This is a genomic window from Nonomuraea sp. NPDC049637, from assembly GCF_040675235.1.
Lineage (GTDB): Bacteria > Actinomycetota > Actinomycetes > Streptosporangiales > Streptosporangiaceae > Nonomuraea.
Map to the genome: position 1 here is coordinate 35,105 of NZ_JBFAOM010000033.1, position 18,645 is coordinate 53,749.

The window sequence follows — 18,645 nt, forward strand, 5'->3', positions numbered from 1 at the left end:
CCGCTCAGCGGGCGCCTTCCGGGGTCGTCACCGTGGTCCCGGCCAGGGCCAGGCGGGTGAGTTCTGCGGTCACGCGGGCCGCCCGGACGGCGTCGGCGGAGGCTTCGTACAGCTCCAGGGCCTCCTGGAACGCCTCGCGGGCCTCCTCCCGCCGTCCCAGCTCGACCAGCGCCCGGCCCAGGTGCGTCAGGGTCTGGGCCGTGGCCCGGTTGATCGGGCGTTTGCGCAGCTCGACCAGGGCCTCGCGGTAGTGGTCGGCGGCCTCCTGCCAGCGGCCGAGCGCGAAGTAGCCGTCGCTCAGCAGGTCCAGCGCCGTCCCGACGGCGTGGGCGACGATGACCGGCGTGCCGCCGAACGCCGGGTCGCGCAGCCGTTCCAGCAGCTCCAGCCCGTGCCGTACGGCCTCCTCGATGCGGCCCAGCCGGCGCAGGCCGTTGCCGACGCTGAGCATGGCCTGGGCGTACCCCTCGGGGTCGCCGGCCTGCCGGAAGCACTCCGCCGCCCGCCGCGCGTGCGCCAGGCCGGTCTCCGTGGCGCGCCGCTCGTCGCGTCCCCACAGCGCCCAGGTGGCGTAGGTCAGGGCCCAGCCCTGCTGGCGCACGTCCCCGACCTCGCGGGCCAGCTCCAGCGCGCGCAGCGCGGTCCGCTCGCCCTCGTCGTGGCGGCCCTGGCAGTACGTGCGCGCCCAGGACAGGTAGTTGAGATGAACCGCCTCCTGCGCACGGTCGCCCGCTTCGCGGGCCGCGCCGGACGACAGCTCGAACACCTCGGGCCAGTGCCCCCAGTGCATCCACAGGTCGGAGAACCAGTGCATGGCCTCGGCCACCTCGACGACCCGCGCGTGCTCGCCGGCGCGGGCCGCCTGCCGCAGCGCGGCCAGCCACGCCGTGCCCTCGGCCTGGAGCCATTCCTGCGCCTGCCGCGCGCTGTCCAGCTCGACCAGCGAGCTCCACCCGGACGGCGGCGCGCCGTAGCCCGGCTCGAACCAGCGCCCGGCGACGGTCGCGACCTCCAGCAGCCAGTCGTCCATCCGCCGCCGCGCCTGCCGCTGGGCCGTCATGGGCTCCTCGTCGGACAGCCGGGCGCGGGCGAACAGCCGTACCAGGTCGTGGAAGCGGTAGCGGCCGGGGTACGGCGACTGCAGCAGCCCGAGATCGACCAGTTCCTCCAGGGCGTCCTCGGCCTCGTCCGGGCCGAGCTCGGCGAGGACGGCCGTCATCGGCACCCCGAAGTCCGGCGCGGCGGCCAGCGCCAGCCGCCGGAAGCCGCGCCGCGCGGGCGCCGAGAGCTGCCGGTACGACAGCGCGAAGGCCGCCGCCACCGACAGGTCGCCGGCGGCCAGCGACTCCACCCGGCGTCCCTCGTCGCCGAGGCGGGCGGCCAGGTGCCCGGCGGTCCAGCCGGGCCTGCTCTGCAGCCGGTTCCCGGCGATGCGCAGCGCCAGCGGCAGGTTCCCGCACAGGTCGGCCACCCGCGCGACCCCGTCCGGGTCGGCGTCGGCGCGCTCGGCGCCGACGATCGCGCGCAGCAGCGCGGCCGACTCCCCGGCCGCCAGGTGCGCCAGCGGCACCTGGTGCACGCCCTCCAGCCCGGCCAGCGGGCGGCGGCCGGTGACCAGCGTCATCGCCGGGCCCTCGGCGGGCAGCAGCGGGCGCACCTGGGCCTCGTGCGCGGCGTTGTCCAGGACGACCAGGCAGCGCCGGCCGCGCAGCAGGGCGCGGTACTGGCCGGCGCGGTCCTCCTCGTCGGCCGGGATGCGCCGCTCGGCCACGCCCAGGGCGTTGAGCAGCCGGGACAGCGCCGTGCCGGGGTCCAGCGGGACCGGGTCCATGCCGCGCAGGTCCAGGTAGAAGCGGCCGTCGGGGAAGAGGTCGGCCAGGTGGGCGGTGGCGCGTACGGCGAGGGCGGTCTTGCCGATGCCGGCGGCTCCGGAGACGGCGGCGACGACGGCGGGCGCGTCCTCGGCGGTGCGGTCGGTCGTGCGGGCGGCCAGGTCGCGCAGCAGGCGCAGCTCACGTTCGCGGCCGGTGAAGTCGCCCACGCCGCGGGGCGGCTCGCAGGCGCCCGGCGCGGCGTCCTGGCGGGGGCGGCCGGCGCGGGCGGCGTCGGACAGCGCCGTGCGCCGCGGCTCGTCCAGCCGCAGCGCCTCGGCCAGGGCCTCGACGGTGCGCCGCTGCGGGCCCCGGCTGGCCCCCCGCTCCATGTCGCCGATGGCGCGCACGCTGACGCCGGAGGCGTGGGAGAGCTCCTCGATGGTCAGCCCGGCGGCGTGTCTCAGGCTCCGCAGCATCGTGCCGAACGACTCCGCCACCCGTCCCCCTCAGCATCGTGAGCGGCGAAACCCCCGAAACGCCGCATGTCAACCTTATCTGCCGGAAAACGGGCTGAGGTGCTGGTCGATGGAGGTGTACGTCACGGTCCGGACATGCTCGCAGTACGCTCGTCGGTCCACCTGATGTGACGTGTCGTGACAATGACCGGACGGACCCGGAAAACTCATCGTCGTGGCGTGTCCATCCGGGCGGGTCCCGTTCGTGGTGAAGGCGTACGGCGGCCCCGCCGTACGCCGACCGTGAAGGGGAACACCGTGAAGTACATGCTGCTGATCAACGCCGGCACCTCCGACGAGCAGGAGCCGGGCGACTTCCAGGAGTGGATGGCCTACGACAAGTCCGTCCGGGAGGCGGGCATCCTGGTCTCCGGCGAGTCGCTGGCCGACCTGGTGACCGCCACCACCGTACGGGTGAGCGCCGACGGCACGCCCACCGTCACCGACGGCCCGTACGCCGAGACGCGCGAGGTCCTGGGCGGCTTCTACGTGATCGACGTGCCGGACCTCGACGCCGCCCTCGACTGGGCCGTGCGCTGCCCGGGTGCGCGCGGCGGCGGCTCGGTGGTGGTGCGCCCGGTCGCCGACTTCGATGCGTGAGATCGAGGCCGTCTTCCGTGAGGAGCGCGGCCGGCTGCTGGCCGCGCTCGTCCGCCGCTTCGGCGACCTCGACCTCGCCGAGGAGGTCACCTCCGACGCCGTCGAGGCGGCGCTGAGGCACTGGCCCGCCGAGGGCGTGCCGCCCAACCCGGGCGCGTGGCTGATGACCACCGCGCGGCGCAAGGCGGTCGACCGGCTCAGACGCGAGCAGGCGCTCGCCACCCGGCTGGCCGTCCTGGCGGCGGAGGCCGAGCGGGCCGCTCCGGAAGCGCCCCCCGGCGAGGACGGCGGCCTGCCCGACGAACGGCTGCGGCTCTTCTTCACCTGCGCCCACCCCGCGCTGCCGGCCGAGGACCGCGGGGCGCTGACGTTGCGCTGCCTGGCCGGCCTGACCACCCCCGAGGTGGCGCGGGCCTACCTGGTGCCGGCCCAGACGATGGCCAAGCGCATCGTCCGGGCCAAGAAGAAGATCAGGCAGGCCCGCGTCCCGTTCCGCGTGCCGGAGGCCCACGAGCTGCCGGAACGGGTGCCCGGCGTGCTCCAGGTGATCTATTCGATCTTCACCGAGGGCTACGCGGCCAGCTCCGGGCCCTTCCTCCAGCGGCTCGACCTGGCCGAGGAGGCGATCAGGCTGGCCCGGATCCTGCACCGGCTGCTGCCCGCCGAGCGGGAGGTCGCCGGGCTGCTGGCGCTGCTGCTGCTGGTGCACGCGCGGCGCGCCGCCCGTACCGGGCCCGAGGGGGAGCCGGTGCTGCTCGGCGAGCAGGACCGCGGCCTCTGGGACCGGGCCATGATCGAGGAGGGCTCGGCGCTGGTGGTGACCGCGCTCAGCGGCGGCCCGCCCGGCCCGTACGGCGTCCAGGCCGCGATCGCGGCGCTGCACGACGAGGCCCCGGACCTGGCCACGACCGACTGGCCGCAGGTCGTGGCCCTGTACGACGTGCTGCTCGCGCTCGACCCCTCCCCGGTGGTGGCGCTGAACAGGGCGGCGGCCGTGGCCATGCGCGACGGGCCCGAGGCCGGGCTGGCGCTGCTGGAGGAGCCGGCCGGGGCCCGGCGGCTGCGCGACTACCACCCGTACCTGCTGGCCCGCGCCGACCTGCTGCACCGGCTCGGCCGGCTGCCCGAGGCCGCCGAGGCGTACCGCGCCGCGCTCCGGACGGCCGGGAGCGAGCCCGAGCGCGCCCACGTCCGCCGCCGCCTGGCCGCGCTGGAGGAGGCCGGGCACGAGGTTTGAGCACCGCCCTGACCAGGGAGAACTGCTGCGATGGGTGGAGCAGACGGTGACCGCTACCTGCCGATCGCCGAGCACGGCCTCATCGGCGATCTGCGCAGCGTGGCCCTGGTCGGCACCGACGGCACCATCGACTGGTACTGCTGCCCGGCCTTCGACTCGCCCAGCGTGTTCGCCGCGATCCTCGACGCCGACCGCGGCGGGGCGTTCGAGCTGGCCACCGACGTGCCGGCGCGCACCAAGCAATTCTACTTCCCCGACACCAACGTGCTCATCACCCGCTTCTTCACCGAGAGCGGGGTGGGCGAGATCCAGGACTTCATGCCGATCATCGGCGAGCAGGGCGGCAGCGGCCGGCAGCGGCTGATCCGCCGGGTGCTCTGCGTGCGCGGCTCGCTGCCGTTCCACGCGCGGGTGGCCCCCCGCTTCGGCTACGGGGCCCAGCCGCACGTCGTGCGCGAGGCCGACGGCCTGACCGTCTTCGAGTCCGCCGACCTGACGCTCGCGCTGAGCGCCACCGTGCCGGTCGAGTGCGACGGCAGGGACGTGCGGGCGTGCTTCACCCTCGTGGAGGGCGAGTCGGAGGTCTTCGCGCTGGACCGGGTCGAGGCCGAGATCCCGCCCCGCGGCTGCCCGCACGTCGAGGCGGAGGAGGAGCTGACCGCCACGGTCGCGTTCTGGCGCAAGTGGCTGTCGGCCTCCCGCTACCGGGGCAGGTGGCGGGAGATGGTCCACCGCTCGGCCCTGACGCTCAAGCTGCTGACGTACGCGCCGACCGGCGCGATCGTCGCCGCCCCGACCACCAGCCTGCCCGAGCTGATCGGCGGCGAGCGCAACTGGGACTACCGCTACCTCTGGGTCCGCGACGCCGCCTTCTGCGTCTACGCCCTGCTCCGGCTGGGCTTCACCGGCGAGGCCGAGGCGTTCATGTCGTTCCTTACCCGGCACGTCAGCCTGTGCCCCGCCGGCCCCAACGGCCCCCTCCAGATCATGTACGGCATCGACGGCCGTACCGACCTGCCCGAACGGCAGCTCGACCACCTGGAGGGCTACCGCGGCTCGGCCCCGGTACGCGTCGGCAACGCCGCCGCCGGCCAGCTCCAGCTCGACATCTACGGCGCCCTGCTCGACTCCGTCTACCTCTACGACAAATGGGGCAAGCCCATCTCCAGCGACCACTGGGACGCCGTCTGCGCCCTGGTCGACTGGGTCTGCGACAACTGGGACCAGCCCGACGAGGGCGTCTGGGAGACCAGGGGCGGGCGCAAGAAGTTCCTGTACTCCCGGCTGATGTGCTGGGTCGCCATCGAACGCGCCATGCGCATGGCCGCCCGCCGCGGCCTGCCCGCCGACATCCCCCACTGGCGCGGGGCGCGCGACGATCTCTACCGGCAGATCATGGCCCACGGCTGGTCCGACGTGCGGCAGGCGTTCGTCCAGCACGAGGACGGCGACGTGCTCGACGCGGCGCTGCTGATGATGCCGCTGGCCAAGTTCGTCTCGCCCACCGACCCGAAGTGGCTGTCCACGCTCGACGCGCTCACCGCCGACCTGGTGTCCGACTCGCTGGTCTACCGCTACGACCCGGACGCCAGCCCCGACGGCCTGCGCGGCCAGGAGGGCACGTTCTCCATCTGCTCCTTCTGGTACGTCGAGGCGCTGGTCCGCGCCGGCCGGGTGGAGGAGGCCCGCCTGGCCTTCGAGAAGATGCTGACCTACGCCAACCACCTCGGCCTGTACGCCGAGGAGATCGGCCGTACGGGCGAGCAGCAGGGCAACTTCCCGCAGGCGTTCACCCACCTGGCCCTGATCAGCGCCGCCTTCAATCTCGACCGCGCCCTCGGCTGACCGCGGGGATCCCAAGGCGTGACCCGGGGGGTATCGGGGGAGCCGCCGGAAGCTCATGATCGGTGTCACCCCCCGACCCGATGGGACATCTCATGCTGCGACCGATCCTTGCGGCACTGGCCCTCCTCGTGGCCGTGCTCGTCCCGTTACCGCCCGCCGCCGCCACCCCGCCCGCCGCCGCCACCCCGCCCGTCGCCGCCACCCCGCCCGTCGCCGCGACCCCGGGCGCCGGCTGGTCCCCGTGCCCGGAGGATCCGGCCGCCCAGTGCGCCCGGCTCACCCTGCCGGTCGACTGGGCCCGTCCCGGCGGTCCGGCGTTCGACCTGGCCGTGGCGCGGCGTCCGGCCACCGATCCCGCCGCCCGGATCGGCTCCCTGGTGATCAATCCGGGCGGCCCCGGCAACTCGGGCGTGGACGCCGTCCTGCGCGACGACCTGCGGCTCAGCCCGGAGCTGACGGCCCGCTTCGACGTGGTCGGCTTCGACCCGCGCGGCGTCGCCCGCAGCCATCCGGTGCTCTGCTCGCTGCCGCTGGCCCGGCAGGCCCCCGACCCGCTGACACGCGACCAGGCGGGCTTCGACCGGCGGCTGGCGTACAACGCCCGCTACCGGCAGGACTGCCGGGCCCGTACCGGGCCGCTCTACGACCACGTGGACAGCGCGTCCGTCGTCCGCGACCTGGAGGCGCTGCGGGCGGCGCTCGGCGAGGAACGCCTCACCTTCTACGGCATCTCCTACGGCACCCTCATCGGCCAGCTCTACGCCGAACGTTTCCCCGGGCGGGTCCGCGCGCTGGCCCTGGACAGCAACATGGACCACAGCCTCGGCACCGCCGAGATGCTCGACACCGACACCTGGACCACCCAGGACTCCTTCGACGCGTTCGTCTCGTGGTGCGCGACGGCCCCCGCCTGCGTGCTGCGCGGACGTGACGTGCGGGCGCTGCTGGGAGACCTGCTGGCCCGGGCCGGACGCGGCAAGCTGCGCCTGCCCGACGGCCCGCTCACCCCGTCGACGCTGCTCTACCTGACGTTCAGCACCTTCTACGCCCCCGACTGGGCCGGCCTGGCCACGTTCCTGCGCGACCTCGACGCCGGCTCCGGCGCCGTGCCGCCGCTCGCGCCGCCCGGCCCTGACCAGGAGGTGTTCAACGACGTCACGCAGGTGATCTGCCAGGACTACCTGCTCCCCGTACGCGACCAGCGGGCCTTCGAGCGGCACCTGCGGCGGCTGGCGGCCATCGCGCCCGACATGCGGATGAGCCCGATCTCGGTCTCGCTCACCGTCGCCTGCCTGGGCCAGCCCACGCCGATCCCCGACCCGCAACACCGGCTGCGCGTCTCGGGCACGCCGCCGCTGCTGCTCGTCAACGGCCTGCACGACCCGGCGACCGGCTACCCGTGGGCGCTGAGCACCGCCCGCCAGATCGGCCGGGAGGCCCGCCTGCTGACGTACGACGGCTGGGGCCACGGCGCCTACGGCCGCAGCCCCTGCCTGACCGGGGCCGTGGACCGTTACCTGACCACGCTGGCCCTGCCCGCCCCCGGCGCCCACTGCCCGGCGGTGCCGCCCGCCCGGGGCCTCACCGCCGGGCCTCGCCGTCCGGCCGGGCCGGTGCCGGGTCTGCCGGGCTGGACCTGGCGCTCCTGAACGTTCAGGACTCGCCGGACAGCACGGCCGTCCCCAGGGACGCGCTGGAGATCACCCTCGCCGCGGTCGTCGTGGACGAACCGGAGCCCAGTTCGGTCAGGGCGGCCCGGTCGAGGGCGTGCACGGTGAACTGGTAGGTGTTGACCGACCAGGGGGAGCACGGCCCCTGGTAGCCGTACAGGCTGGCGCTGCCGCGGTAGTAGATCTGCCGGGCCCCGGCGGGGGCCGCGGGACGGTAGGCGTGCTCGACGTTCTGCGGCAGCGAGGTCACGTCCGCCGGGATGTCGTAGATCACCCAGTGGATGAGGTTGTTGTTGTCGAGGTCCCGCATCACCAGGGCGTAGCCGCGGGTCCCGGCCGGGCCGCCGCTCCAGGTCAGGGGCGGTGACTCGTTGCGCCGGCCGGGGTCGGTCTGGCCGCCGCTGGTGCACTCGTGCACCTTCGGGATGATCCCGCCCTGGGGGAAGGCGGTGCTGGTGAGGGTGAAGGCCGTGGCGTTCGCCGGCGTCGCGGCGGTCGTCGTGACGGCAGCGGCGGCAGTGGCGGCAGTGGCGGCAGTGGCGGTCGTCGCGGCGAGCAGGGCGTGCAGCACGATTCGTCTGACGGTCACAAAGGGCTCCTGAGGGGGGTTCGGTGCGCCGTTCGTTCGCGTCTGCTGTTCGTGGGGTGTGCCCGCAGTGTAGGCACCGCGAGGCCGCCCGCGCCACCACCGCGAACGGCACACCTCCATGGAACCCGTCCGTCATGAACCGATATCAGGCTGAGTGGTGCGGTTTCTTCGTGATGCTGCTGGGAAGCAATGGCCCTGTCAGGCCGGGGGCACTCCTCCCCCACGAGGGGTGGCGACACCCGGCGCGGCAGAACGGGAGTGTGAAGCGTGGAAGTCACCGGCATCATCTCCGCCCTCATCATCGGGCTCGTCATCGGCGTCCTCGGCCGGCTGGTCGTGCCGGGCCGTCAGAGCATCCCCATCTGGCTCACCATCGTGATCGGCATCGTCGCCGCCCTCATCGGCACCGCGATCGCCGCCGCGGTCGGCGTCGCGGACACCCGCGGCATCGACTGGATCGAACTGGTCATCCAGGTGGTCCTCGCCGGTCTGGGGGTGGCCCTGGCGGCGGGCCTCTACGGCAGACGCAGCGTCCGGTAGAGCGGAACGCGCCGGGATCCCGGAGAGCGGCGAACGCGCCGCACTCCGGGATCCCGCCGTTCCCGCCCCCTGCGCGGCAGACGTTTTCGGCATGGCCGGAACCGGGGCCGGACGGAGATCGTTGTGCGGGTCGGCTGCACACATTCGATCTTCGACAGGGAGAACAAGCCGTGGTCTTCAAACGCATGCTGGGTGCCTTCGGCGTCGGCGCGCCCTCGGTGGACACCGTTCTGGCGACACCGCGCGTCCAGCCGGGCGGCACGCTGTCCGGCGAGGTGCGGCTCAAGGGCGGCGACTTCGACGCCGAGATCGAGCACGTCACCCTCGGCCTGGTCGCCCGCGTGGAGTTCGAGCACGGCGACGGCGAGCACGCGGGGGCCGGGGAGTTCTCCCGCGTCCAGGTGTCGGGGCCGTTCGTGCTGCGCCAGGGCGAGGAGCGCACCATCCCGTTCCAGGTCGGCGTGCCGTGGGAGGCGCCGATCAGCCAGATCGGCGGGCAGCCGCTGCACGGCATGGCGCTGGGCGTGCGCACCGAGCTCGCCATCGCCAAGGCGGTCGACAAGGGTGACCTCGACGAGGTCGCGGTCGAGCCGCTGGCCTCCCAGCTGCGCATCCTGGAGGCGCTGCTGCAGCTCGGCTTCGCGTTCAAGTCCGCCGACCTGGAGGCCGGCCGCCTGTACGGCGTGCGCCAGGAGCTGCCGTTCTACCAGGAGATCGAGTTCTACCCGGCCGGCCGGTACGCCGGCGTGCTCGGCGAGCTCGAAGTGACCTTCGTGGCCGACCCGGCGGGGCTGGAGGTGGTCCTGGAGGCCGACAAGCGGGCCGGCCGCTACTCCGGCGACGCGATCGGCCGCTTCACCGTCAGCCACGCCGACGCCCTGCAGACGGACTGGGCCGCCGAGCTCGACCGCTGGCTGTCCGGCCTGGCCGCGCACGCCCACGCGGGCTTCGGCCACGGCGACCACCACGCGTACGGCGACCACCACGGTCACCATGGTTATGGTCATCACGAGCAGCACCACGGCGGGCCGGGCTGGGGCGCGGTGGCCGCGGCCGGCGCCGCCGGCGTGGTGGGCGGCCTGGTGGCGGGCGAGATCGTCGAAGAGATCTTCGAGGGCGACGAGGACGAGGGCGGCGACGGCGACTGGTGACGCTCGACCGGTGATCCGCCCGTCACGGGCGGGTCACCCCGGTTCCGCCGTGCCGGGAAGCGAAGCCTGGACCGCGAAGCGAAGCCTGGACCGCGAAGCGAAGCCGGCATCGCCGGGGCAGGGCCTGTGTCGCGGAGCAAAGTGGCAGAAAAAGGAGCTTCTACTCCTTTCCACTCTTAACGTATAGCGCACCGGGGGGCTTGCGGCAAGACCCCCGTCGTGGCGCAGAATCGTCCGCCGAGGCCAGAAGCCTTGCCACGCGAAGACCGACCTCGTTGCGGAGCCACATACATGAATCCCCTGACCACCGGCGTGTTCGACCTGCCCGGCAACCTCGCCGCCAAGGCCGACCCGGCGCTGATCGCCGTCGACGAGCGACACTTCGCGGCCCTCGCCGAGAGCCTGGAGCAGTCGATCGCCGACCTGTCCGCCCGCCTCGACGCCGAACGCATGGCCCCCGGGGGCAAGGGCCGGCAGGCGCTCGACCGCGACCTGGAGATCCACCGCCTGTCCGCCCGCCTGCGGACGCTGCGCCGGTTCGGCCTGGACCTGTGCCTCGGCCACATGGTCACCGCCGACCACCCCGAACCGGTGTACATCGGACGGCTCGGCCTCACCGACAAGGACGGCCGCCGCCTGCTGCTCGACTGGCGTTCGCCCGCGGCCGAGCCGTTCTTCGGCGCCACCCACGCCAACCCCATGGGCCTGGCCAGCCGCCGCCGGTACCGCTGGACCCGCGGCCGGATCAGCGACTACTGGGACGAGGTGTTCACCCCCGACGGCTTCGACGGCCACGCCGCGCTCGACGACCAGTCCGCCTTCATCGCCAGCCTCGGCGGCAACCGTTCGCCCAGGATGCGCGACGTGCTCGGCACCATCCAGGCCGACCAGGACGCCATCATCCGGGCCGGCTCCCGCGGCGCCCTCGTCGTGGACGGCGGCCCCGGCACCGGCAAGACCGTCGTCGCCCTCCACCGCTCGGCCTACCTGCTCTACTCCGACCCCCGGCTCGGCCACAACAAGGGCGGCGTGCTGTTCGTCGGCCCGCACCAGCCCTACCTGGCCTACGTCGCCGACGTGCTGCCCAGCCTGGGGGAGGACGGCGTGCGCACCTGCACCCTGCGCGACCTCGTGCCCGAGGGGGCGGCGGCGGGCCCCGAGCGGGACCCGGAGGTGGCGCGGCTGAAGGCGTCCGCGGACATGGTGAAGGCGATCGAGCCGGCCGTCCGGTTCTACGAGAACCCGCCCGCCAAGGGCATGACGGTCAGCACGCACTGGTCGGACGTCTGGCTGAGCGTCGAGGACTGGATCGAGGCGTTCCAGGCCCCCGACCCCGGCACCCCGCACAACGAGGCCCGCGACCAGATCTGGGAGGAACTGCTCACGATCCTCATCGACAAGCACGACAAGCACGACAAGCACGACAAGCACGACCCGCACGACCGGCACGGCGAGGACGTCGTCTCGCCGGAGCTGCTGCGCAGGTCGCTGCGGGCGAACCGGGAGCTGCTGGCCGCCTTCAACCGCGCCTGGCCGCTGATCGAGCCCGCCGACCTCGTCGGCGACCTGTGGACGGTCCCCGCCTACCTGCGGCTGTGCGCCCCCTGGCTCGCCCCGGAGGAGATCCGGCGGCTCCAGCGCGCCGACGCGCAGTCCTGGACGGTCTCCGACCTGCCGCTCCTGGACGCGGCCCGCCAGCGCCTCGGCGACCCGGAGACGTCCCGCCGGCAGCGCCGGCAGGAGGCCGCCCTGGCCGTCCAGCGCGAGCGCATGGCCCAGGTCGTCGACAACCTGATCGAGGCCGACGACGACGGCGAGGGCCTGGTGACCCAGCTCCGCCGGGCGGACCTCCAGCGCAACCTGGTGGACGAGTCGGAGCTGCCCACCGTCGAGCCGGACCTGCTCGCCGGGCCGTTCGCGCACGTCGTCGTGGACGAGGCCCAGGAGCTGACCGACGCGGAATGGCAGATGTTGCTGCTGCGCTGCCCGTCCAGGAGCTTCACCATCGTCGGTGACCGCGCCCAGGCCAGGCACGGGTTCACCGAGTCGTGGGCGGAACGGCTCGCCCGGGTCGGCATCGACCGCGTCGAGCTGGCCGGCCTGAGCGTCAACTACCGGACCCCGGCGGAGATCATGGCCGAGGCCGAGCCGGTCATCAGGGCCGCCCTGCCGGATGCCAACGTGCCGGTCTCCATCCGGGAGAGCGGCATCCCGGTCACGCGCGGGCCGGTCGCCGAGCTGGATGCGATCCTCGACGCCTGGCTCGCCGCGAACCCCGAGGGGATCGCCTGCGTGATCGGGGACCCGGCCTTCCGGGAGCGGCCCCGGGTCCGGTCGCTGACGCCGGAGCTGTCGAAGGGGCTGGAGTTCGACCTGGTCGTCCTGGTCGATCCGGACCGGTTCGGCGAGGGCGTCGGGGGCGTCGGGGGCGTCGAGGGCGTCGAGGGCGTCGAGGGCGCTGTCGACCGTTACGTGGCGATGACCCGGGCGACCCGGCAGCTCGTCGTCCTCACGACCCCCTGACGGGGGCCCGCCGCCGGGTGCGCCGCGCCGTCCGTCGTCACGCACGCGCCCTGGCGGCGGCGGGGCCGGCCGGGGCGTTCGGGCGGACGACGCGGCGCCGCCGGGCCGGCTTGCCCATCATCGGGTTGGCGACGCCCCAGGCGGCGCTCTTGCAGATCAGCTCCTTGTAGACGGCGGCGACCCGCCCGGTCAGCACCCTGGGCAGGGCGCGGTCGTCGGCGGTGACGAACTGGATCAGGCCGTTGCCCCGGCCCAGCGAGACGCACTGGTTGAAGTAGTGCGGCGTGGTGTTCGGCAGTTTCCCGCCGGTCAGCCGGGCCGCGATCGAGTCGGCGGCCAGACAGGCGGTCGGGATGCCCGACGCGCACGACATGCGCAGCGGCTTGTCGCCAGGGCCCATCGCCATGGCGGCGTCGCCGACGGCGTACACGTTCGGGTGCGAGACCGAGCGCATGGTCCCGTCGACCACGATCTGGCCGGTGCCGGCGACCTCCAGGGTGGTCGCGCGCGCGATCGGGTGCACGGCGAAGCCGGCCGTCCAGACGGTCACCTCGGCCGGGATGGGCTCGCCGTCGGTGGTGACGCGGTCGGCCTCGACGCCGGTGACGACCGTGTGCTCGTGCACGCTCACCCCGAGCCCGTCCAGGACCTTGCGCACGTGCGCGCGGCCCTTCGGCGAGAGCCAGTCGCCGAGAGCGCCGCGGGCGGCGAGGGCGACGTCGAGGTCGGGACGGGCCTCGGCGATCTCGGCCGCGGCCTCCAGCCCGGTGAGCCCGCCGCCGACGACGACCACGCGCTGACCGGCGTCGAGCCGGGCCAGCCGCTCGCGCAGCCGCAGCGCCCCCGGCCGGCCGGCGATGTCGTAGGCGTGCTCGGCGGTCCCGGGCACGCCCTCGGCGTTCCAGCCGCTGCCGAGCGCGTAGACCAGCGTGTCGTAGGCCAGCTCCTCGGCGCCGTCCGCGCCGGTGACGGTGACGGTCCCGCGGTCGGCGTCGAGGCCGGTGACCGTCCCGAGCCGCAGCTCGACGCCGGTGCCGGCGAACATCTCGCGGAACGGCCTGGGCCTGAGGTCCTGCCCGGTCGCCACCTGGTGCAGCCGGACGCGCTCCACGAAGTCGGGCTCGGCGTTGACGAGGGTGATGGCGACGTCCTCGCGGCTCAGCTGCCTGGCCAGGCGGCCGGCGGCGACGGCTCCGGTGTAGCCGGCTCCGAGGACGATGATGCGGTGCTGCATTTCCTCGCTCCTGTCTGACGCGGGTTCGCCACCTGAACCGGACGGCCCGCGCTTTCCTGACAGGATCACGGTGTGAAGCGCGTCACACCGCGTCACACCGTGTCTCAGAAGGCTCTGAACACCGGCTCCCCGTGGTCGCTGGCCGCCCAGCGCGCGGTCGCGCGGTCCAGCTTGTCGGGGTTGATCTGGTTGCGGAACGCGGCGATGCCCTCCGCGGTGACCTCCAGGCACATGACGCAGACGACCCGGCCGTCCAGGACGGCGACGACGGCCGGCTCGCCGTTGGCCGTCCAGGGGTAGATCTCGGGCGAGCCGCCGATGATGGCCCGCTTGGCCTTGCCGGGCTTGACCAGGCCCCACAGGAACTTCGCGACCGCGACGGCGCCCACGAACGCCTTGGCGCGGGCCGGGACCTTCCCGCCGCCGTCGCCGATCGCGACGGCGTCCTCGGTGAGCAGGCGGACCAGCGGCTCGGTCTGCCCGCTGGTGGCGGCGGCCAGGAACTCCTCGACGATCCGCCGGGCGGCGGCCTCGTCGACCTCGGTGCGGGCCCGGCCGTCGGCGACGTGCTTCTTGGCGCGGTGGAAGATCTGCTGGCTGGCCGCCTCGGTGATGTCGAGGATCTCGGCGATCTCCCGGTGGGAGTGGTCGAAGGCGGCCCGCAGCACGTAGACCGCCCGCTCGTTGGGAGACAGGCGTTCCATCAGCGTGAGGACGGCGTACGAGACCGACTCGCGCTGCTCGGCGGTCTCGGCCGGGCCGAGCATCGGGTCGCCGGCGAGCAGCGGCTCGGGCAGCCACTCCCCGACGTAGGTCTCGCGGCGGGCCCGCGCGGAGCCGAGCTGGTTGAGGCACAGGTTGGTGAGCACCTTGGTCAGCCACGCCTCGGGCACCTCGATGTGGCCGGCGTCGGCGGACTGCCAGCGCAGGAACGTCTCCTGCACGGCGTCCTCGGCCTCCGCGGCCGAGCCGAGCAGGCGGTAGGCGATGGCCTCCAGACGGGGTCTGGCGGCCACGAACCGGTCGACGTCGTCCACGGTCAAAGGCATGGCCCGATCCTAGAACGTCCCCTGATGCGGCGGAACGCCGGTGTTGATCCAAGACGGTCCCGGGTAGAGGGGGCCGATGTTCGACGACTTCGCGGCCGGCATGATCGACGTAGGCGAGACCGAGCTGTTCGTCCGGTACGGCGGCACCGGCACGCCCCTCCTGCTGCTCCACGGCCACCCCCGCACCCACGCGACCTGGCACCGCGTCGCGCCCCTCCTGGCCCCCCACCACACCGTGATCTGCCCCGATCTGCGCGGGTACGGCCGCTCCGGCAAGCCGCCCACCACCCCCGACCACGCCCCCTACTCCAAACGCGCCATGGCCCGCGACATGGTCGCCCTCATGCGTTCGCTGGGCCACGAACGTTTCGCCGTCGCCGGCCACGACCGCGGCGCCTACGTCGCCCACCGCGTGGCCGCCGACCACCCGGACGCCGTCACCCGCCTGGTCGTGATGGACGGCATCCCCATCGGCGAGGCGCTGGCCAGGGCCGACGCCCGCTTCGCGGCGGCCTGGTGGCACTGGTTCTTCCTCGGCCAGACCGCCAAACCCGCCGAACGCGTCATCAACGCCGACCCCGACGCCTGGTACCAGGGCAGCGCCGAGCAGATGGGCCAGGAGGCGTACGAGGACTACCGCCGGGCCATCCACGACCCGGAGACCGTCCACGCGATGTGCGAGGACTACCGCGCCGGCCTGACCGTGGACCGCGCGGCCGACGACGCCGACCGCGCCGCCTCCCGCCGCCTCACCTGCCCCACCCTGTTCCTCTGGACGTCCAAGGACGACATGGAGGACCTGTACGGCGACCCGCTGGCGATCTGGCGCACCTGGGCCGACGACGTGACCGGCCACCCGATCGACAGCGGCCACCACGTGGCCGAAGAGGCCCCGGACGAACTCGCCGCCTCCCTGCTGACCTTCCTGCGCGAATGACGCCCTGACGAACGGCCGCCGGCCGGGAAAGATTCAGCAGGGCGATGCCGGACCGGGCGACGATCGCCGTGTCGCGGAGGGAGGCCTGGCTCCTACCCGAGGTCGCCTCGCCTCCCTCATCCCAGTGGTGACGTCGGTCCTGGGCCATGTGCCGCCACAGGAGCTGCCATACAACCAAGCCGCGGTCACGGTTGCCGCCGCGCCAACGGATGGCGTCCGCACATTCCGCGATATGGGCTAATCGGCGGCGATTGGCGTCGCGTATTCAGCTGCCTTCATGGCCAAATGGAGTGGGTAGGGCAGGGTCAGCCACTTGTCGAGCTCCGGCGCATAGCGTAACTGGTGAGCCAAGGACGCCAACTCGGCGGGCTCGTCGCCTTCCTGACAGGCCGTGACGCAGATTTCCAGCAGATTAGGGTTGTAAGCCGGTGTGCCTGTGTCAATGATCTCCCGCTTGCTCGCGGTGACCCGCACGCCTTCCCTCCGGGCTCCGATCGCAGCGTTGCTTCCCGTCGCTGCTCGTTCACCGGTGGAGTAGTAGAGCCGATTCTCTGGAATCGAGAGCTCTCTCCAGAGCCCCATGGGCAACCCGTGATTGCCGTCGGCTCCATAGTGTTGCGGTGTTGCGTCTCTCTGACTGTCCCGTACCCGGACGACGCGAAGCCCAGCGTCCCAGAGCGCCACAGGAACGTCTTCGCCATCACCGGCATCGAGGCGATCCGGGATGAGATTCGTGTTGCTGATCCACGGCCAGTCGGAACGGAGGTTCTGTGCATGTACCAGCAATACCGTCGGCCGGCCTCTCTGGGCGGAGAGCAGGGGGCGGATGAAGGACATCGTCTCGCGCTGGCGGTCCTCAAGCCGCCATCGGCCGGTTCGCTGGCCCTCCGGCTCGCCTTCGCTCTCCTCAAGGTCATCGTCCGGTGTCCCTGCTTGGGCATCTTGGGCCAGCCAGAGCAAGAATTCCCGGTAGGGCGTCCATTGCCTGATGTCATCACGCCATCCTGTGATGGGTTGCGTGGAACGCGGCTGGTATTTGATGGCGATTGGCCGCCACAGCCGGGAGTTGATCAGGCTCCGCCGCTGACGGTTGACCGCCCACACAGCGATGAACTGGATATCGCCCCCGAACCTGTCGTAGAGAGGGGGAAGCGGCAGCCGTGCCGCGCCAAGCTGCCTGAGCAGATCAAGCCATGCCTGCTGCGCCCGGTGGGACCGGTTCTTGGCGAGAGCGCTTCCCTGCTCGGCCGTCTGGACGAACTGCGTCAGTACGCCGGCGTCGGCCGAACCCAGCCGGATGGCGAATTTGGGGTCGAGATGCGCGGACTTGAAGACACGGTCGATCTCCACGACAGCCGCGTCCGCAGCTGAGTGCCGGAAGGTCAGTGCCGCCGCCGTGCGGCGTGCCTGGACGGCCTGGTCGACGTTGGCACGCGACGGGCGGTTCACATCCACGTCCAGTCCGCCACAGAGGTCGCCGCTGCACGCGAGGCCGAGGACGACCTCGATCTCCGATGTGCTCCACCGTAGAGTTTCGGCCTCCGAGGCATCCATGGGCATGAGGCCCAATACGTCGCACAGCCCCTGGACCAGGGCGTCACGGGTGGCGGGGTCCTGCCAGAGGACCCGCGCTGTGAAGGTGCCGCTCGAGAGCACGGATCGGAGCGCGGCTCGTCGCGTCTGAGCTGCCTCAGCCTTCCGCCTGCTCTTCTCTTCCTCCGAACGGCGATCTCGCTCCTCCTTGGAGAGCTTCGTGGAAAAGGTCGGCCGAGACTGGTGGTTCGTAGGCCTGTCGGGAAGCTCGACCCGGCATCTGGCTCCCACTCGTTCCAACACTTCTGAGACGACTTGGTCGATCCCTTCGAGGAACGGCACGCGGTCGCCCGCCATGAGCCCTGCGCCCACCGTGTGCCTCCCCATGCTGGTGCTGTACGGGATGGCCGCGCGCACCTCGCCCGAGCCGGTCAGGTGCTTGAGAGGGTCAGCGCTGAGGTCCGCCGCGTCCACAGGAGAACGGATCAGACTGGCGTGCGGAAGCAACTCGTGCTGATCGATCGAGTGCCACACATGCTGAGCGGCCTTGGCGTCGTAACGAAGCCGATGAACCGCCAACCGGCTGCGTACGTCGGCCATTCCAGGCCACGCCGTCGTGGTCGCCAGATACACCGACACCGAGCGTCCGGCGGTGTAGACCAATCCTTGCGAACCGGTACTCGTCACCCATCGCCTGACCCCCGTTCGGACGTGGATACGGAACGTCGGTTGGAAGGGAAGGGTCTGAACGCTCAGGACGATGACGTAGGAGAACCAGCTGTCAGGTTCTTCGGGGAGGCCCTGCCTGGGCGGCCAGGAGACCAGTTCTGCCGCTCGTCCCCGCCAAGGAGATTCCATGAAAGCGAGACGGTCACCGTTTCCCGACGACAGATCGGCCTTCAACCTGATCTGCCGGGCGATGAATGCCGTCAGCAGAGGATAGACATGGTCAGCCGGTTCAGCCGTTCCACCGGGACCAACCGCTGCTTGCGCCAGATCGAGTGGTCTCTCCTCCCAGGCAAGGGGAACTTCGTCGAGAACGCGGTCGGCTTCTTCCCGGCAGGCGGCGTCGCCCTTGAGGCCGAGAGACCAGATCCCGATCAGGTCACGTATCAGGTCAGCATCCACCGGCTGCAAAGAGTAGAGCCACGGCACGTCGTCTTCGATCGACACTCGGCGGCCCACCGACAGGACGTCCGGCGCCGCGAGCGGAAGCAGGGCGTTGAGCGACCGGATCGGAAACGTTCGCGTGGACTTGGCGAGGTGTTCGGGAAGGCCGGAGCGATACAGCTCTTCCAGGGCCGCCCGCAGTTCGGCGGGTACACGCATGATGTGGACCGGCCAGGGAATCTCGCCCGTCGGCTGATAGGCCGCCAGCTTTATCGCGTTGTAGGTCATCGCGGTTATG

The 18,645-nt window shown here is 72.5% G+C and carries 13 protein-coding genes; 8 read left to right on the top strand and 5 right to left on the bottom strand.

The window, feature by feature from the left end; all coding sequences use genetic code 11:
* Nucleotides 1-4 precede the first annotated feature (4 nt).
* Nucleotides 5-2,311, bottom strand: coding sequence for a tetratricopeptide repeat protein (locus tag AB0J71_RS34805; RefSeq protein ID WP_364389157.1), 2,307 nt, complete (start codon nucleotides 2,309-2,311; stop codon nucleotides 5-7).
* Between the two features lie 276 nt (nucleotides 2,312-2,587).
* Between AB0J71_RS34805 and AB0J71_RS34810 the strand changes: the two genes are divergently transcribed.
* The 4 genes from AB0J71_RS34810 to AB0J71_RS34825 all read left to right on the top strand — a co-directional run bounded on the left by AB0J71_RS34810 (nucleotide 2,588) and on the right by AB0J71_RS34825 (nucleotide 7,660).
* Nucleotides 2,588-2,929, top strand: coding sequence for a YciI family protein (locus AB0J71_RS34810; RefSeq protein WP_352319589.1), 342 nt, complete (start codon nucleotides 2,588-2,590; stop codon nucleotides 2,927-2,929).
* Entirely contained in the window at nucleotides 2,922-4,166 is a 1,245-nt protein-coding gene (locus tag AB0J71_RS34815) for an RNA polymerase sigma factor (RefSeq protein WP_364418142.1), read from the top strand. The genes AB0J71_RS34810 and AB0J71_RS34815 overlap by 8 nt, the downstream gene beginning before the upstream one ends.
* A gap of 30 nt (nucleotides 4,167-4,196) precedes the next feature.
* Nucleotides 4,197-6,011 (top strand): glycoside hydrolase family 15 protein, encoded by a 1,815-nt coding sequence (locus tag AB0J71_RS34820; RefSeq protein WP_352319593.1) that lies wholly within the window; start codon nucleotides 4,197-4,199, stop codon nucleotides 6,009-6,011.
* Nucleotides 6,012-6,103: 92 nt separating this feature from the next.
* The gene (locus AB0J71_RS34825; RefSeq protein ID WP_364418144.1) at nucleotides 6,104-7,660 is read left to right on the top strand and encodes an alpha/beta hydrolase; all 1,557 of its coding nucleotides are present in this window, start codon (nucleotides 6,104-6,106) and stop codon (nucleotides 7,658-7,660) included.
* A 4-nt stretch (nucleotides 7,661-7,664) separates the two neighbouring features.
* Here the strand turns inward: AB0J71_RS34825 and AB0J71_RS34830 are convergent, their stop codons facing one another.
* Nucleotides 7,665-8,270: a YbhB/YbcL family Raf kinase inhibitor-like protein gene (locus AB0J71_RS34830; protein ID WP_364418146.1), complete on the bottom strand. Its 606-nt coding sequence runs from the start codon at nucleotides 8,268-8,270 to the stop codon at nucleotides 7,665-7,667.
* 267 nt (nucleotides 8,271-8,537) lie between these two features.
* Between AB0J71_RS34830 and AB0J71_RS34835 the strand changes: the two genes are divergently transcribed.
* The 3 genes from AB0J71_RS34835 (at nucleotide 8,538) to helR (ending at nucleotide 12,484) form a co-directional block, all read left to right on the top strand.
* Complete coding sequence (locus tag AB0J71_RS34835) at nucleotides 8,538-8,810, top strand: GlsB/YeaQ/YmgE family stress response membrane protein (RefSeq protein WP_352319599.1); 273 nt, start codon at nucleotides 8,538-8,540, stop codon at nucleotides 8,808-8,810.
* A 170-nt stretch (nucleotides 8,811-8,980) separates the two neighbouring features.
* Nucleotides 8,981-9,961: a sporulation protein gene (locus AB0J71_RS34840; protein ID WP_364418148.1), complete on the top strand. Its 981-nt coding sequence runs from the start codon at nucleotides 8,981-8,983 to the stop codon at nucleotides 9,959-9,961.
* A 291-nt stretch (nucleotides 9,962-10,252) separates the two neighbouring features.
* The gene (gene helR, locus AB0J71_RS34845; RefSeq protein ID WP_364418150.1) at nucleotides 10,253-12,484 is read left to right on the top strand and encodes an RNA polymerase recycling motor ATPase HelR; all 2,232 of its coding nucleotides are present in this window, start codon (nucleotides 10,253-10,255) and stop codon (nucleotides 12,482-12,484) included.
* Between the two features lie 37 nt (nucleotides 12,485-12,521).
* On the opposite strand, the gene AB0J71_RS34850 is transcribed toward helR, so the two are convergent.
* Nucleotides 12,522-13,718 carry an FAD-dependent oxidoreductase gene (locus AB0J71_RS34850; protein ID WP_364418152.1) on the bottom strand — a complete coding sequence of 399 codons (1,197 nt, stop codon included), beginning with the start codon at nucleotides 13,716-13,718 and terminating at the stop codon, nucleotides 12,522-12,524.
* A 104-nt stretch (nucleotides 13,719-13,822) separates the two neighbouring features.
* Nucleotides 13,823-14,767, bottom strand: a complete 945-nt coding sequence (locus AB0J71_RS34855) for an RNA polymerase sigma-70 factor (RefSeq protein WP_364418154.1) — start codon at nucleotides 14,765-14,767, stop codon at nucleotides 13,823-13,825.
* Nucleotides 14,768-14,843: 76 nt separating this feature from the next.
* Here AB0J71_RS34855 and AB0J71_RS34860 point away from each other — a divergent pair, with 76 nt between their 5' ends.
* Nucleotides 14,844-15,704 (top strand): alpha/beta hydrolase, encoded by an 861-nt coding sequence (locus tag AB0J71_RS34860; RefSeq protein WP_364418157.1) that lies wholly within the window; start codon nucleotides 14,844-14,846, stop codon nucleotides 15,702-15,704.
* 237 nt (nucleotides 15,705-15,941) lie between these two features.
* On the opposite strand, the gene AB0J71_RS34865 is transcribed toward AB0J71_RS34860, so the two are convergent.
* The gene (locus AB0J71_RS34865; protein ID WP_364418159.1) at nucleotides 15,942-18,635 is read right to left on the bottom strand and encodes a DUF3962 domain-containing protein; all 2,694 of its coding nucleotides are present in this window, start codon (nucleotides 18,633-18,635) and stop codon (nucleotides 15,942-15,944) included.
* Nucleotides 18,636-18,645: the final 10 nt, after the last annotated feature.